Source organism: Microvirga makkahensis, assembly GCF_009830105.1.
In the GTDB taxonomy this organism is placed as follows: domain Bacteria; phylum Pseudomonadota; class Alphaproteobacteria; order Rhizobiales; family Beijerinckiaceae; genus Microvirga; species Microvirga makkahensis.
The window spans coordinates 24,808-40,745 of sequence record NZ_WURB01000033.1 but is presented as its reverse complement, the minus strand read 5'-3'; the positions used below and the strand labels follow the sequence as shown (position 1 = coordinate 40,745).

At 65.7% G+C, this 15,938-nt stretch carries 10 protein-coding genes and 1 pseudogene; 3 read left to right on the top strand and 8 right to left on the bottom strand.

Going from position 1 to position 15,938, the window contains the following annotated elements; translation table 11 throughout:
- Positions 1–136 (top strand): annotated as a pseudogene (locus GR328_RS27760) (alcohol dehydrogenase); the annotation flags it as partial.
- A gap of 49 nt (positions 137–185) precedes the next feature.
- On the opposite strand, the gene GR328_RS23715 reads toward GR328_RS27760, so the two are convergent.
- A complete protein-coding gene (locus tag GR328_RS23715) occupies positions 186–2,687 on the bottom strand; it encodes a glucose/quinate/shikimate family membrane-bound PQQ-dependent dehydrogenase (protein ID WP_160888140.1) in 2,502 nt (833 codons plus the stop codon).
- A gap of 176 nt (positions 2,688–2,863) precedes the next feature.
- Between GR328_RS23715 and mgrA the strand changes: the two genes are divergently transcribed.
- Together mgrA and GR328_RS23705 are read left to right on the top strand one after the other, a co-directional pair.
- Positions 2,864–3,907 (top strand): L-glyceraldehyde 3-phosphate reductase, encoded by a 1,044-nt coding sequence (gene mgrA / locus GR328_RS23710; RefSeq protein ID WP_160888139.1) that lies wholly within the window; start codon positions 2,864–2,866, stop codon positions 3,905–3,907.
- Positions 3,908–4,587: 680 nt separating this feature from the next.
- Complete coding sequence (locus tag GR328_RS23705) at positions 4,588–5,001, top strand: PilZ domain-containing protein (RefSeq protein WP_160888138.1); 414 nt, start codon at positions 4,588–4,590, stop codon at positions 4,999–5,001.
- A 27-nt stretch (positions 5,002–5,028) separates the two neighbouring features.
- Here GR328_RS23705 and mutL read toward each other — a convergent pair whose 3' ends face one another.
- From mutL to ileS, 7 genes are all read right to left on the bottom strand, one after another.
- A complete protein-coding gene (gene mutL / locus GR328_RS23700) occupies positions 5,029–6,882 on the bottom strand; it encodes a DNA mismatch repair endonuclease MutL (RefSeq protein WP_160888137.1) in 1,854 nt (617 codons plus the stop codon).
- Between the two features lie 265 nt (positions 6,883–7,147).
- Positions 7,148–8,464, bottom strand: coding sequence for a glucose-6-phosphate isomerase (locus GR328_RS23695; protein WP_160888136.1), 1,317 nt, complete (start codon positions 8,462–8,464; stop codon positions 7,148–7,150).
- Between the two features lie 203 nt (positions 8,465–8,667).
- The gene (locus tag GR328_RS23690; RefSeq protein ID WP_160888135.1) at positions 8,668–9,945 is read right to left on the bottom strand and encodes a M16 family metallopeptidase; all 1,278 of its coding nucleotides are present in this window, start codon (positions 9,943–9,945) and stop codon (positions 8,668–8,670) included.
- 26 nt (positions 9,946–9,971) lie between these two features.
- Positions 9,972–11,303, bottom strand: coding sequence for a M16 family metallopeptidase (locus GR328_RS23685; protein ID WP_160888134.1), 1,332 nt, complete (start codon positions 11,301–11,303; stop codon positions 9,972–9,974).
- A 222-nt stretch (positions 11,304–11,525) separates the two neighbouring features.
- The gene (locus tag GR328_RS23680; protein ID WP_160888133.1) at positions 11,526–12,167 is read right to left on the bottom strand and encodes a hypothetical protein; all 642 of its coding nucleotides are present in this window, start codon (positions 12,165–12,167) and stop codon (positions 11,526–11,528) included.
- A gap of 89 nt (positions 12,168–12,256) precedes the next feature.
- Positions 12,257–12,724, bottom strand: coding sequence for a signal peptidase II (gene lspA, locus GR328_RS23675; RefSeq protein WP_343039469.1), 468 nt, complete (start codon positions 12,722–12,724; stop codon positions 12,257–12,259).
- 146 nt (positions 12,725–12,870) lie between these two features.
- Positions 12,871–15,819 carry an isoleucine--tRNA ligase gene (ileS, locus tag GR328_RS23670; RefSeq protein ID WP_160888131.1) on the bottom strand — a complete coding sequence of 983 codons (2,949 nt, stop codon included), beginning with the start codon at positions 15,817–15,819 and terminating at the stop codon, positions 12,871–12,873.
- Positions 15,820–15,938: the final 119 nt, after the last annotated feature.

Here is a 15,938-nt window from a genome sequence, read left to right as displayed (position 1 = left end):
GAACATGATCGAGACGGGCAAGCTCAGCCCTCAAAAGCTCGTCGGCAGGAGGATCAGTCTGGAAGAGGCGCCCGCGGCCCTCATGAACATGGACCGTTTCGAGGGGATCGGCATCAGCGTCATCACGCAGTTCTGACGACGGGGTTCGCACGGTTCATGCCGGAACCGCGCGAGCCATGCTGAGACTATTGCTTCGGCAGCGCATAGGCGATCACGTAGTCGCCCGCCTTCGTTCCGAGCGATCCGTGCCCGCCGGCCACGACGAGGAGATATTGCCGCCCGTCCTCGCCGGTGTAGGTCATCGGCGTCGCCTGGCCGCCCGCAGGCAGGCGGTCCTCCCACAACTGCCTGCCGTTCGAGACGTCGTAGGCGCGCACGTAGTAATCGATGGTGCCCGAGAGGAACGCCACGCCGCCCGCGGTCATGATCGGCCCGCCGAGATTGGGCACGCCGAGCGGGAGCGGCAGCGGCACGGGTGAGGCGTCGCGGGTCGTGCCGTTCTTGTGCTGCCAGATGATCTGGCCCGTGGTGAGATCGGCGGCGGCCACATAGCCCCATGGCGGCGCCTGGCACGGAATGCCGAGCGGCGACGTGAAGGCATAGAGCTTCACCGCGAAGGGAGCGCCGAAATTCTCGTTCAGCGCAGGCAGGCTGCTCTCCGGACGCTCCTCGCCCTGCACATACAGGGTCGTGTCGTCCTGCCGCGGAACGAGTTGCGACACGAAGGCGAGATAGGCCGGCGTCGTGAACGCGATCTGACGCTCCGGATCGACCGCGATACTGCCCCAGTTGAAGACGCCGAAATTGCCGGGATAAACCAGAGTTCCCTGCAATGACGGCGGCGTGTAGCGGCCCTCGTAGCGCAGCTGCTTGAAAGCGATGCGGCAGGCGAGCTGATCGAACAGCGTCGCGCCCCACATGTCGCTCTCCTTCAACGGCGGAGGATCGAAGGACAGGGCGGAGACCGGCTGCGTCGGCGCGGTCCTGTCTCCTTCAGCCGCGCCCTGCGGCGCGGGCTTTTCGGTGACCGGGAGAATGGGCTGGCCGCTGCGCCGGTCGAGCACATAGAGTTCGCCCTGCTTCGTCGGCTGCACGAGCGCGGGCACGTTCTGCCCGCCGACGGTCAGGGTGACGAGACTCGGCTGCGAGGGCACGTCGTAATCCCACAAATCGTGATGCACGGTCTGGAAGACCCAGCGCAATTGCCCCGTCGCGATGTCGAGCGCCACCACGGACGACGAGAACCGGTCCACGTTCTCGCTGCGGTTGCCGCCCCATTGGTCCGGCGGCTGGTTGCCGAGCGGCACGTAGATCATGCCGAGTTCCTCGTCGACGCTGGAGATGGTCCAGCTGTTCGGCGAGTTCGGCACATAGGTCTCGTCGGGTCCGATCGGCGCGGTGACGTCGGGATTGCCGGAATCCCAGTTCCACACGAGAGCGCCGGTATTCACGTCGAAGGCGCGGATGACGCCGGACTGCTCGTTGGTCGACACGTTGTCGAGAACCGTTCCGCCGACGATGATCAGGCCCCGCGCCACCACGGGCGGCGACGTGGAATAATACGCACCCGGCTTCACGTTCGGCATGTTGCGCCAGAGATTGATCTGTCCCGTGCCGCCGCCGAAATTCGCGCAGACGGCGCCGTTTTCGGGATTGATGGCGATGAGGCGTCCATCGGCGGTCGGCATGAAGAGCTTCGCGTCGCACTCCGGCGCAGTCTGCGTGCTCGCGGTCGCGGCCACCGGCAGGTCCGGCACGGGCTCGGCCGCCGCCGTCCGAGGAGCCGGCGGCGCGGCCGGAGCGGCCGCCGTCGCCCCGTTGCCGGGATAGTAGGACAGCCCGCGGCAGGTGAGATGCTGAAGCGCCAGCTCGCCGCGCACCTGAGGCTCGTACCGCCAGATCTGCTGGCCCGTCGTGGCGTCGAGAGCGATGACGTCCTGGTGCGGCGTGCACAGGAACAGCCTGTTGCCGATCTTCAGCGGCGTCACCTGGAACGTGGTCTCCTCAGGATCTCCCGGCTGCCCGCGCATGTCGCCGGTGCGATAGGTCCAGGCGACTTCGAGATTGCCCACATTGGCGGGGGTGATCTGGTTCAGCGGCGAGTAGCGCTGACCGTAGCCGGTCCGTCCGTAGGCGTGCCATTCGCCGGCGGGAACGCCGAGCGCGTCGGGGGAAACCCGCGCCCGCGCCTCGGGCGCGGTGCCTTCGATGGTGTGAGGATCGGTGAACCAGGAGGCGATGGCCACCACAAGAGCAACACCGAGGATCGCGCTCAGGGGCAGGCCTGCGCCGCGAAAAGCCGATACGCGTGGCGGAGCGGCGCGAGCGGCGGAAGGAGGATTGTCGGATCCCGCCCTTAAGGCCCGCCTGACCCAGGGCGTCAGCAGGAAGAGGCCGATCAGGAAGACCACGCCTCCCCGCGCGCCGAGGGGCCACCAGTCGAGGCCGACCTCCCACAGAGCCCAGATCAGGGTGCCGGCCACGACGATCGCGAAGACCCACAGGGCCGCCGGGCGCGCGGTGACGAGAAGATAGGCGGTGAGAAGAAAGCCCAAACCTGCAAGGAGATAGTACCAGGATCCTCCGAGGACGATCAGCCAGAGGCCGCCCGCTCCCAGCGCCAAGCCCATCAGTGCGATCACGATACCCGTTCCGAGCAGAACAGGACTCCAGGACATCTTGTTCATGAGGGTCCTCCGACAGGCATCGGGCACCCCGCTAACGCTAGCTCATAGGAATTGTTCACCTACATCCGAGTTCTTCCGAAGGAGTTGAGTACGCTGCGGGACTAGAATCCGCCCGCGCCCGACACAGCTATGCTTCCTGTGCCAGCCTGCCTTGCAACGAAATCCTGGAGGAATCCATGGCCTACCAACCCGCAGCCGACCGCTATGACGGGATGATCTACAATCGTTGCGGCCGAAGCGGTTTGACCCTGCCGGCGATCTCGCTGGGGCTCTGGCACAATTTCGGAGAGGACAAATCGGCTGCCACCGCGCGGGAGATCTGCCGGACGGCCTTCGACCTCGGGATCACCCATTTCGACCTCGCCAACAATTACGGCCCGCCTCCCGGGTCCGCCGAGACCCTGTTCGGCGAGATCCTGCGCAGCGACTTTCATGGGCTGCGCGACGAACTCGTGATCTCCACCAAGGCGGGCTACCGCATGTGGCCGGGACCGTACGGCGAATGGGGTAGCCGCAAGTATCTCCTCTCCAGCCTCGACCAGAGCCTCAGGCGCATGGGGCTCGACTATGTCGACATCTTCTACTCGCACCGGTTCGATCCGGAGACGCCGCTGGAAGAAACCATGATGGCACTGGACTCCGCCGTGCGGCAGGGCAAGGCGCTCTATGTGGGCCTTTCCTCCTATAACAGTCAGCGCACGCGCGAAGCTCTTGCCATTCTGCGCGAACTGAAGACGCCCTGCATCATCCACCAGCCGAGCTATTCCATGCTCAACCGCTGGATCGAGGAGGATGGGCTTCTCGATACGCTCGACGATCTCGGCATGGGATCCATCGTGTTCTCCCCCCTGGCGCAGGGCATGCTGACCACCAAATATCTCGGCGGCATCCCGGAGAGCAGCAGAGCGGCCGCAGGAAAGTCTCTCCGAACGAGTTTCCTGAGCGAGGATAATCTCTCCCGCATCCGCAGCCTCAACGACATCGCGGGACGGCGCGGGCAGACGCTCGCACAGATGGCCCTGGCCTGGGTGCTGCGCGGAGGACGCGTCACCTCCGCCCTCATTGGGGCCAGCCGTCCCGAGCAGGTGGTCGATTGCGTCGGCGCGCTGAAGAACCTGTCGTTCACCCCTGACGAACTCACCGAGATCGACCGCCATGCGACGGAGGGCGGCCTCAACATCTGGGCCGCATCCTCGGAACGCCCCGGCCCGTCCCGCTAGCGCGATCCCCGAGGACGCAGCCGCCGGTCCTTGCGCAGCGCGCGGACACCATGATCGTTCCTTGTTCAGCGAGTGACCCGCGGCAAGGCATTCCCGAGGCTCGGCTTCGTTGCCGCTGACGGCAGGCGAAGTACCATCGGGATGTTCACGGCAGCCATGGTCATGGGACCTGGTCATGGGAGAGGACCCACGCGGCCGGGGCGGCAACCGGGAATTGTCATCGCTTCGTCATTCGAGGTGCATAAGTCTCAGGCGCGGGGGCAAACCGGGATGGGCTTCACGGAAGGTCTGACGTTCACCCCTCCCCCACACCCGAGAGATGAAGGGGAGCACGACAGCGGATGAATCTCGACGAGCCGACCTCCTGCCCCAAATGGTTTCCGATCCTGCTTCTGGGCATGGGGGCCTTGGGTGCCTTTGCGCGCCTGATCCTGGTCTAGAGAATCGGGCGTGAAATGTGGATTTGCACTCTTGGGTCCGATTCGATGGTCCCACCTTGGATGAGCGCACCGCTGAGAGCGGACCCGAACGGGCAATAGCGCTCTCGCGCCTGTGGATAACCGGCCCGGCAGCCGCGTTGGCCTAAAGTCCTAATCGGGATATCCGGAAGGGGCATTGGAAAATGGTTAACGCAACGTTAAGACCAAGCGTGGCGTTAACCATTTCAACAGGTCGGGTCCATGGGCTCTTGCAGCCAGATTGCCAATCGCAGGCAAGCCAGGCGCTTTCGCGCGCAGCACCTCGCCAAGATCGTGCTGGGCCCCGATTCCATGATCTCCTGCCACGTCGAGGATATCTCCGCCGGCGGCGCCAAGATCGCCCTCGATCAGCATCTGCACCTGCCTGAGGATTTCGAACTCTTCATCGCCGCTCACGACCTCCAGGTTCACCGGGCACGGCTGTGCTGGCGCAATCACAATTCTCTCGGCGTTTCCTTTATCCGTTCATCCGATCAGCCCGGGCAATGGCGCTCCCTTCCGCACCCTGCGGCCCAGCTCCGCACCACGTTTCAGGACGAGTTCGACAAGGTGCGGGTCGTGATCGAGCGTGAGGAGAAGGATGTACGCGTTCGCACTCTTCGGGGCGCCGCCTGATTCCGGAGCGCCCGCTCGGCCGTCCCTTCAACGCCGCCCAAACAGGCGCTCGATATCACTGAGCTTCAGCTCCACATAGGTGGGTCGTCCGTGATTGCACTGTCCGGAGAGGGGCGTGGCCTCCATCTCGCGCAGCAGCGCATTCATCTCTTCAGGCCTCATGCGGCGCCCGGCACGGATGGAGCCGTGGCAGGACATGCGCGAGAGCACGGCATCGAGCCGCTCCTCCAGCGGATTGGCGGCTCCCTGCCCCCATTCGGCCAGCGCATCCGCCACGTCCTGCACCAGCGCCTTGATGCGTCCGCCGGCAAGCGCTGCCGGCACTTCGCGCACCAGCAGCGCGCCGTGGCCGAAAGGCTCGACGACGAGACCTAAGCTTTCGAGCGTGGAGGCTTCCGCAAGCACGCGATCCGCATCGACGGGATCGAGATCGACCACCTCGGGGATCAAGAGCAACTGGCGCGCGATGCCGGACGACGCGCGCTCGCGCTTCAGGCGCTCGTAGACGAGGCGCTCATGCGCGGCATGCTGATCGACGATGACGATGCCGTCCTGTGTCTGCGTGACGATGTAGGTGCCGTGCAGCTGCGCGCGCGCCGCGCCGAGAGGAGCGGCCTCCATCTCCGGCTCGATCTCGGTGAGCGTGGCGCGGCTGTCGGCGGAGGGTGCCGCGAGATCGGGCAGGCTCGCCTGCGCCTCCGCCAGGCCGGAAGCGGCTGAGTGGACGCTCGAGGCGGGATCGAGCGGAGCCTGCCAGTTGGTGAAACCGCCCGACGGGCGAATGACGGAAGGCCGGTGATGGCCGTACGCCGGGCGTGACGACAGCACGCCTTGCGGGCGCAGGCTCTCCAGCGTGCGCGTGCCCACCGTCGAGGAGGCGCGCATGCCGAAGCGGGTGATCGCTTCCTTGATCGCCGCCACCACGAAGCCGCGCACGAAGGCGGGATCGCGGAAGCGCACTTCCGTTTTGGCGGGATGCACGTTCACGTCGACCGCGCGTGGATCGAGATCGATCATCATGGCGAGAACCGGGTGACGGTCGGAGGCCATCACGTCCGCATAGGCGCCGCGCACCGCGCCGAGCAGGAGCTTGTCGCGCACGGGCCGTCCGTTCACCACGAAATGAACCGAGGCGGACGTGCCGCGATGATAAGTCGGAAGGCTCGCGAAACCGGTGAGCCGCACGCCCTCGCGCTCCACGCCGATCGCCATGGCGTTCTCGTTGAAGTCGGAGCCGAGGACCCGCGAGATGCGGCGCAGGAATCCATGCTCGCCGGGCTCCTCCGGCGGATGCGTGAAGGACGTGATGTGCTCGCCGGACAAAGTGAAGCGCACGGTCGGATGCGCGATCGCGAGGCGCTTCACGATCTCCGCCACCGCCTGCGCCTCGGAGCGGTCGCTCTTGAGGAACTTCAGGCGCGCGGGCGTGGCTGCGAACAGGTCCGTCACCTCCACCCGCGTCCCCTTGGGCGCGGAGACGGGCCGCACGGGATGCTTCACGCCGCCCTCGACCACGATCATCGAGCCGGTCTCCGCATCCTTCGTGCGCGTCGTGATGCATAAGCGCGCCACCGCGCCGATGGACGGCAGGGCCTCGCCGCGGAAGCCCAGCGTGCTGATGGAGAACAGGTCGCCGTCCGGCAGCTTGGAGGTGGCGTGGCGCTCGACCGCGAGTTCCAGATCCTCCGGCGTCATGCCCTGCCCGTCGTCGACGATGCGGATCAGGCGGCGGCCGCCCGCCTCCACGGTGATCTCGATGGAATTGGCGCCCGCGTCGACGGCGTTCTCGACGAGCTCCTTCACGGCCGCCGCCGGGCGCTCGACAACCTCGCCCGCGGCAATGCGGTCGACGAGAATGGGATCGAGACGGCGGACGAGCATGTGGCGCTCTCTCGTTCGAGGATTCGAGATTGATCAAGATAGAGGCTGGCTACTGCCCCTGCCAGCGGCCGCGACGCTATTCCCGCACCCGTCCACCGTCGTTCCGGGGTCGGTAAGAGGATCCGGTGCGCCCCGTTCCGACATGGCCGGACTGTCCCGGCCATCCATGTCCTTGAACCACCACGCCACAAAGACGTGGATCCCCGGGGCAAGCCCGGGGATGACGAAGGAGGGCACGGGCCATGACGACAAGGAATACGTGCCGTTACCCCTGCGCCAGGTATTGCTTGGCGAGGACCTTGCCCTCTTCCACGGCCGGCTGGTCGAACGGATCGACGCCGAGCGCATAGCCGGTGAGGATGGTCTCCAGCATGAAGTGCATCAGCAATTCGCCCACGGCGCGCTCGTCGAGCTTCTCGATGTGGATGCGCCGGGTCGGGCGGCTGTTCCTGGCGAGCGTATCGGCCGTGGCGCGGCCCTGCGCCGCCACGAGATCGCCGATGTGCTTGCCCCCGAAAGCGGCCTCGCCGGCGCGCTTGGCGAGTTTCTCGTCCATGAGCGGCCCCTGCCCCGCGACGCCCGTGGTCAGCACGGTGAAAAGCTTGTCGTTGGGGCCCGCGAGATAGAGCTGGAGCTGGCTGTGCTGATCGACCGGGCCGATGGCGGCCACGGGCTGGGTGCCCTTGCCGTCCTTGCCGATGCTCTCGGCCCAGAGCTGCACCCACCAGCGGGTGAAGCGCTCCAGGCGGTCGGCATAGGCCATGGTGACGGCGATGCCTTTGCCCTCCCTGGCGGCAGCCACGTTGAGAGCGGCGCCGAGGGCGGCCGGCGCGTCCGCGGCGGATCTGCCGTTGCGGAATGGTTCGTAAGCCTCCGCCGCGCCCTGCCGGATGGCCGCGACGTCGAGGCCCAGGACGGCGGCGGGCAGAAGGCCCACATTGGTGAGCACGGAATAGCGTCCGCCGACACCCGTGTGATGCTCCAGGAAGCGAACGCCCTCGGGTTCGAGAAGATCACGAAGAGCGTTCCTGCCGCCGTCCTTGCGCGGTTCGGACAGGCCGAGGAACATGTCCTTGGGCAGGGCCTTCAAGCCCGCCTTGTTGAGGGCGGAGAGCACCGCGATCGTCTGCATCAGGGTCTCGCCCGTGCCGCCGGACTTCGAGATCGACACGAAGCGGGTCGAGGACAGCGGCAGCTTGTGCAGCACGCGATCGAAGGTGATCGGGTCGAGGTTGTCAAGGAAGTGAACCCGTGGGCTCTCCGTGAAGCGGCCGGCCCCCGGCACGGCGAAATCCTTGAGCTGAGCCAGAGTCTGCCCGCCGAGGCTCGATCCGCCGGTGCCGAGAAACACCACATCCGTCGCATCCAGGCGCAGCCAGGCGGCCGCCTCCTTGATGGACGGGAGGTCGTCGGTGGCGCGCGTCATGTGGAGCAGCGGCAGGCGACCGGACGAGTCGTCGTCCGAGAGGCGTGCCATGGCCTCGCGCACAGCCTCCAGGGACGCCTCGAACGCCCGCTGCGAAAGACCGCCCTCCCCGATGGTGGTTTCCAGAGCGAGATCGATCGATTGCTGTAAGGCCATACGGGAACTCCAACTCGTTTCATGAAGATGGAGGAACTGTAGGGCAGAGAGCGGGTGGCGGCTAGAGGATGAGAGAATGATCCCATCTGCGCGCCCCTGATATGAAAAGGGAGCCCGTGGGCTCCCTTTTCTCGTATCCTGCTCGGGTGGGCTTAGAGCATCGTGCGGAGCGGAAACCCGGATCCGCTCTCTCGTGCGATGCGCTAGAGCCCCGTCGGCCGTCCTGCGATGACGGTCAGCATCCTGCCGTCGCCGAAGATGCGTTCCGCGGCCGTGCGGATGTCGTTCTGCGTGACGGCGGCGACCAGGGCATTGCGGCGTCCGATATAATCGATCCCGAGCCCCTCGAAGGCGATCTGCGCCAGGGTGTGCGCGATCTTGGTGGAGGTGTCGAAGCCGAGCGCATAGGAGCCGATGAGATAGTCCTTCGCCTTCTGCAGCTCCTCGTCGGAAGGGCCCTCTTCCTTGAGGCGCGCCATCTCGCCTGCGATCACGTCGAGACATTCCGTCACGCGCTCGTTCTTGGTGGCAGTGTAGCCCCAGGTCATGGAAGCTGCGCGATAGCTCACGAGGGAGGTGCCGACGCTGTAGGCGAGGCCGCGCTTCTCGCGCACTTCCTGGAAGAGCCGCGAGGTGAAGGAGCCGCCGCCGAAGATGTGATTGAGCACATAGGCCGGAATGAAGCCGGGGTCGCGCCATGCGATGCCCGGCGTGCCGAAGCGGATGACGGATTGCGGAACGTCGAGATCGACGACGATGCGCGAGCCGATCTTCTGCAGCGCCGCCGTCTCGACGGCGGCGAGCGGCTTCGCCTCGGGCAGAGAGCCGAAGACCTTGTCGAGCAGCACCGACAGACCATCGGCCGAGATGGCGCCGACGACCGCGATCTTCACCCGCCCGCGCGCGATCAGGCTGCGATGCATGGCAACGAGGTCGTCACGGGTGATCGCAGCCACGCTCTCGGGCGTGCCCGAAGTTGGGCTGCCATAGGGATGGCCTGCGAAACCTTCCTCGAAGAAGCGGCGCGTGGCCATGACGCCGGGATCGTTCTGCTGGTAGCGCAGGCCCGCGATGGTCTGGGCGCGCACGCGCTCGATCGCATCCTGGTCGAAGCGCGGCTCGGCCAGGGCGAGACGGAGCAGTTCGAAGGCTTCGTCCGCATGTTTGACGAGCGTCTTCAGCGAGCCGCCGATGGCATCGTTGCCCGCGTTGAAGGACAACTCGATGGCACGCGCGGCCAGACGCTCCTGGAAGGCGTCGGAATCGTAATCCCCCGCACCCTCGTCGAGCAGGCGCGCCAGCATCTGCGCGACGCCGGGCTTGGTCTTGGGATCATGCGCAGAGCCACCTTCGAAGATGAAGGACGCTGCGATCAGCGGCACCACGTCGGATTCCACGTGCCAGGCCTCGACGCTCTTTGCGGTCGTCAGGGCCTTCACGGTCGTGGGGGACGAGGACAGGGTTTCAACGGAAGCGGTCATCTTTACCTCGAATCTCAAGCAGGCGGTCAAGAAGCCGACTTCTGCAGATAGCCCGTCACCGAGCGACGGGGGACGAGATAGCGCTCTGTGACGGAGGCTAGATCCTCCTTGAGCACGGTTTCGATCTCCACCGGCCAACGCCGTACGTCCTCGATCGTCTCGCCGATGGCGAGCGCCGAACCGTAGATGCGCGCAAGCGACGACTGGCTGTCGGTGGAATAGATCGTCTCGGCCACGAGGCGCGTCTTGGCGCGCTCGATGGAATCGGCATCCAGCGCCTCGGCGGAAATGGTTTTGAGCACCGCATCCACCGCCTCTTCGAGGGCGGACAGCGAGACGCCCTCGGCCGGAACCGCGTAGACGCAGAAACGCGTGTCCTCCATGGAGGAGGACATGTACCACGCTCCCGCATTCACGGCGATGCCGCGCTCCATCACGAGCTTGCGGTACAGGTACGACGTCGGGCCGCCGCCGATCACCTCGGCGAGAAGCTCGAGGGCATAGCAGTCACGCTGCGTAGCCGTGCGGCAGGAAGGCACGAGGTAGAGCCGCTGCAACGTGGGCTGCTCCACCTTGGGATCGGCCACCGTGATATGGCGCGCGGCCACGGGCTCGGGCTCACGCGGACGCAGGCGCACCGGGCGCTTGCCCTGCGACGGGATGCGGCCATAGGTGGTATCGGCCAGGCGGCGCACCTCGTCGGCCGTCACGTCGCCGGCGACCACCAGAATGCCGTTCTCGGGCGTATAGAAACGCTTGTAGTAGTCGAGAGCATGCTCGCGGTTGAGGGTCTCGATCTCGTGCATCCAGCCGATGATCGGAATGCCATAGGGATGATGCACGAAGAGCGAAGCGGCCATGGCTTCGGACAGCTGAGCCGAGGGATCGGTCTCGACCCGCATGCGGCGTTCTTCCAGCACGACGTCGCGCTCGGGGCCGATCACGGATTCCTCGAGCAGCAGATTGGTCATCCGGTCCGACTCGAACTCCATCATGACCTTCAAGTTTTCGCGCGCGACACGCTGAAAGTATGCCGTGTAGTCGAACGAGGTGAAGGCGTTCTCCTGGCCGCCGAGACCGGATACCACCTTCGAGAACTCGCCCGCGGGATGCTTCTCGGTCCCCTTGAACATCAGATGCTCGAGAAAGTGCGCGATGCCCGACTGGCCGATCGGATCATCCGCGGAGCCGTTGCGGTACCACATCATGTGCGTGACGACGGGAGCGCGGTGATCGGGGATCACCACCACGTCGAGACCGTTGTCGAGCGTGAACGAGGACAGGTTCGGGCCGCTGCCTTCCGTGCGCCCGAAGGACGAGGCGTCGGCTCTGAGGATGGGCTTGGAGGCAGTCTTCATGACGGTTCAACCTTGGAAGCATCAAATCGTTTCGTAGGGCACGCCCTAGGGGGATAGTCGAATTGGGCGAGCACGCAAGCGAGGCAGAGCACCTTTTGGTGCGACATGGTCTGCGTTTGGGGGCGCGAACAGGCTTGGCCTTGTCAGGCCCCTGGAACGTTTTCAGGCGAAGCGGGGGGAGCCCGTTCGCCTGAAAGGTAGAGAGAGCGCGCTGGCACTGCGCTATTGCCTGCGCTGCTGCTGTTGCTGGATGAAGGCCTGCGGACTGTCGGGATTACCGGTCGGCTTCGGGTCGGCGGACATCCTGAGAGGCGCGCCGGGGGCGGCCTTCAAAAGATTCTGCGGCGGATCGCTCAGGTAGCGGCGCTCCAGGCCATCGCCCTCGAGCTCGACCTTCTTGCTCGTTGAGAACGAACGCAGCTCGTCCGGCGTCATGCGGCTGTTATTCGTGGTCCAGCCCCCCACGGGTTGCGGAAGCGAATCCCGGCTGTTCGGGTTGCGGCCGGCACGGATCTCGTCGATGGAGAGGCGCTTGCCTTCGCTGAGCTTGGAAAGCTCGGTTTCCGAGGCAGGCGTCCTGGCCTCTCTGGCCGCCTTGCGGCGGGCCGCCACATCCGGATCCCTGGGCCAGTTGACGCTGTTCGCCTCGGCGCTGTTGGGAGCGGCGGGCGGCGGCAGATCCATGCTGGGCGGCAGCACGAGGGGCGCGCGCTCGTTGTAGATGATCGGCTCTTTGTCCTTGGGGATGATGCCGATGCTGCCGAGCAGGCTCTTCACGGCCTCGCCTTCCTGCGCCGAGGCGGAGGATGCGGCGAACAGGAGCGCGACAGCGCCCGCGAGGCCAAAGATTCTCATTCCCTTCATGGCACACCCACCATTGTTTCTCATTATGCCTGGAACGCCTGATCGCTTTTTAGGGCGAACATAAGGCAGCTTGTCCGGCAGCTCGGAGCTTAGCGGCCCCTTCGCGCTTCCAGCACGAAGGAGTCATAAAGCAATCCAATCACCCCCGCAACGATGGCCGCGTCCGCGACATTGAACACGTACCAGGACCAGTCCCCGACATGGAACTGGATGAAATCGAACACCGCCCCGTAGGCCAGCCGGTCGATCACATTACCGATAGCCCCGCCCACGATCAGCCCGAGGGACGTCGCCAGGAGCTTGGCCCCGGTGCGGCGAATCCAGATGGACAGGCCGATGGAGGCCAGGATCGAGACGACGATCAGGACCCAGCGCCCCAGGTCCCCATCCTGTTGGAAGAGGCCGTAGGAGATGCCCCTGTTCCAGACCACGATCAGGTTGATGAAGGGAGCGAATTCCACCGGCTCCTTCAGAGGCAGATCGTAGACGAAGAGGGTGTAGAGCTTGGTCGCCTGGTCGAGGATCAGGGTGATCAGGGCCGCGGAGAATCCGAGGATCGCAGCTGCCGAGAAGCCGTTCCGGGCCGGGCGGGCCTTCGCTCCCTCCCTGGAAGCGCGGGGCTTGCCCGCAGCGCGCGGGCGCTGCGGAGCCTTTTCGGGGGCATTGGGGCCGGGGACAGGCGCCCGGGAGCCTTCGCCTCTGATCATTCCGCAGCCGCCTTCAGCCGGTCCCATTCGCGAAGGGCCGCCGCATCGCGGGGCGTCACGTCCGGATAATCCGGATCGCTGCCCACCTCGGGCGTGACCTTCCAGGAGCGGGCGCATTTGCGGCCCATGGCGAGTTCGGGCACCACGGCAACGCCCTTCACGTCCTCGAGACGGAAAGCCTCCGCGGGTCCCTCGCCCTGCACCACCCGGATGGCCGAGGTGATGCAGATTTCGGCCATGTCGAGCCCCTGAACGGACTTGAAGAGGCCCTCGTCGGCGATGTGCACGACGGGAGCGGCTTCAAGGCTCGCGCCGATGCGCTTTTGCGCGCGCTCGATTTCCAGCGCGCCGGTGACGACGCGGCGCACGCGGCGCACCTTGGCCCAGCGCTCGGCGAGCGCATCGTTGCGCCAACCGGCCGGCACTTCAGGGAAGGTTTCGAGATGGACGGATTCCGCGTTCGGGAAGCGCGCGAGCCAGGCCTCCTCCGCCGTGAACGCCAGGATCGGGGCGATCCAGGTCACCACGCAGCGGAAGGTCTGGTCGATGACGGTCAGCGCGCTCTTGCGCGCGACGCTCGAGATCGGATCGCAGTAGAGCGTGTCCTTGCGCACGTCGAAGTAGAACGCCGACAGATCCGTGGTCATGAAGGAGTTGAGCAGCGCGACCACGCGCTTGTAGTCGTAGCTCGCATAGGCCTCGCGCATCTCGCCGTCGAGTTCCACGAGGCGATGAAGAACGAAGCGCTCCAGCTCGGGCATGGCGTCGAACGCCACCTTGTCCGTCTCGCGGAAGTGCGCGAGCGAGCCCAGCATCCAGCGGATCGTGTTGCGCAGCTTGCGATAGGTCTCGGCGGTCGTCTTGATGATCTCGGGACCGATGCGCTGATCGTCCCAGTAATCCACCGAGGCCGTCCACAGCCGCAGGATATCGGCGCCGTATTCCTTGATGACGGCCTGCGGCGCGACCGTGTTGCCCAGCGACTTCGACATCTTGCGGCCCTGCTCGTCGAGCGTGAAGCCGTGCGTGACGACGATGTCGTAAGGCGGGCGGCCGCGCGTGCCGCAGCTTTCCAGAAGCGACGAATGGAACCAGCCGCGGTGCTGGTCCGAGCCTTCGAGGTACATGACCCGGTCCGGGCCGCCGTCCACCTTGCGTCTCACCTGCAGGTCGGGGCGCCTCTCGAGCGCGAAGGCGTGCGTGCAGCCGGAGTCGAACCACACGTCGAGGATGTCCTCGATCTTCTCGTAGTCGCTCAGATCGTAACCGCCCGCCTTCAGGAAGCGCGAGCCGTCATCCGCGTACCATGCGTCGGCGCCCTCCTTCTCGAAGGCCTCGGCGATGGCCTCATTGACCCGTTCGTCCTTCAGGATCTCGTTGGTGCCCTTCTTCACGAAGACGGCGATCGGCACGCCCCAGGCGCGCTGGCGCGAGACCACCCAATCGGGACGGTTGGCGATCATGCCGGTGATGCGGTTCTCGCCGGATTCCGGTACCCACTGCACGCTCTCGATGCCGCGCAGGGCGCGCTGGCGGAGCGTATCGCCCTTGTCATCCAGCGGCTTGTCCATCGAGATGAACCATTGCGGCGTGTTGCGGAAGATGAGCGGGCCCTTCGAGCGCCAGGAATGCGGGTACTGATGCTTCAGGCGGCCGCGCGCGATCAGCGCGCCGGCCTCCACGAGCTTCCTGATCACCGCCTCGTTGGCGCCCGCATCCTTGCCCTTGTCGTCATAGATGCGCTCGCCCGCGAAAAACGGAATGTTGGGGAAGTAGGACGAGTCCGGCGCCACTGTGTGCGGCACCTCCCGGGTGCCGCAGGCCGCGAACACGTCGCGATGTTTCACGTAAGTATTGTAGTCGTCCGCGCCATGGCCTGGCGCGGTATGGACGAAGCCCGTGCCGGCATCGTCGGTCACGTAATCGGCAGGCAGCATCGGCACCGGGTAGTCCCAGAAGCCGTCCGCGCCGTCGAGACCGCGGAACGGATGCGCGCAGCGCTCGATCATCACCGGCAGCACGTCCTTCACGCGCTCGTACGCGGCAACGCGGGCCGCCGCGAACACGTCGGCGGCGAGCTTGTCGGCGAGAACGAAACGGTCGCCCGCCTTCGCCCAGTTGTCCTCGGCGGCTTCAGTGACCTTGTAGAGGCCGTAGGCGATGTTCTCGCCATAGGCGATGGCGCGGTTCGCCGGGATCGTCCAGGGAGTCGTCGTCCAAATGACCACCGACGCGCCGTCGAGATCGCCGTCGAGGGTGTTGGTGATCCTGAACTTCACCCAGATCGTGGTGGAGGTCTTCTCGTGATACTCCACCTCGGCTTCGGCGAGTGCGGTCCTCTCGACGGAGGACCACATGACCGGCTTCGAGCCGCGGTAGAGCTGATCGCTCGTCGCAAACTTGATGATCTCGCGGGCGATCTGGGCCTCCGCGTCATAGGACATGGTGAGGTAGGGGTGCTCCCAGTCGCCGCCGACGCCGAGGCGCTTGAACTCCTCGCGCTGCACGTCGATCCATTTCTCCGCGAACGCCCGGCACTCCCGGCGGAACTCGACAATCGGCACCTCGTCCTTGTTCTTGCCCTTGGCGCGATACTCCTCCTCGATCTTCCACTCGATGGGCAGGCCGTGGCAGTCCCAGCCCGGCACGTAATTGGAGTCGAAACCCAACATCCCCTGCGAGCGGACGATCAGGTCCTTCAGGATCTTGTTGAGGGCATGGCCGATATGGATGTTGCCGTTGGCATAGGGAGGGCCGTCGTGCAGCACGAAGCGGGTGCGGCCCTTCTGGACCTCGCGCAGACGCTCGTAGAGCTTCATCTCGTTCCAGCGCTGGAGGAACTGGGGCTCGCGCTGAGGGAGGCCCGCCCGCATGGGAAAGTCGGTCTGCGGCAGGAAGAGGGTTTCGGAATAGTCGCGAGCGGCGCTCTCAGGTCTGTCGGTCATGACGGTCAATCGATCCAAGCGGCCCCCGATGGGGGGCTCCATTCAGGCTGTGTTTGAGGCGAACGGCAGAGATCCCGGACCTTCGCGGGTCACGCGAGGGCCGGGCCGATAATTCGCGA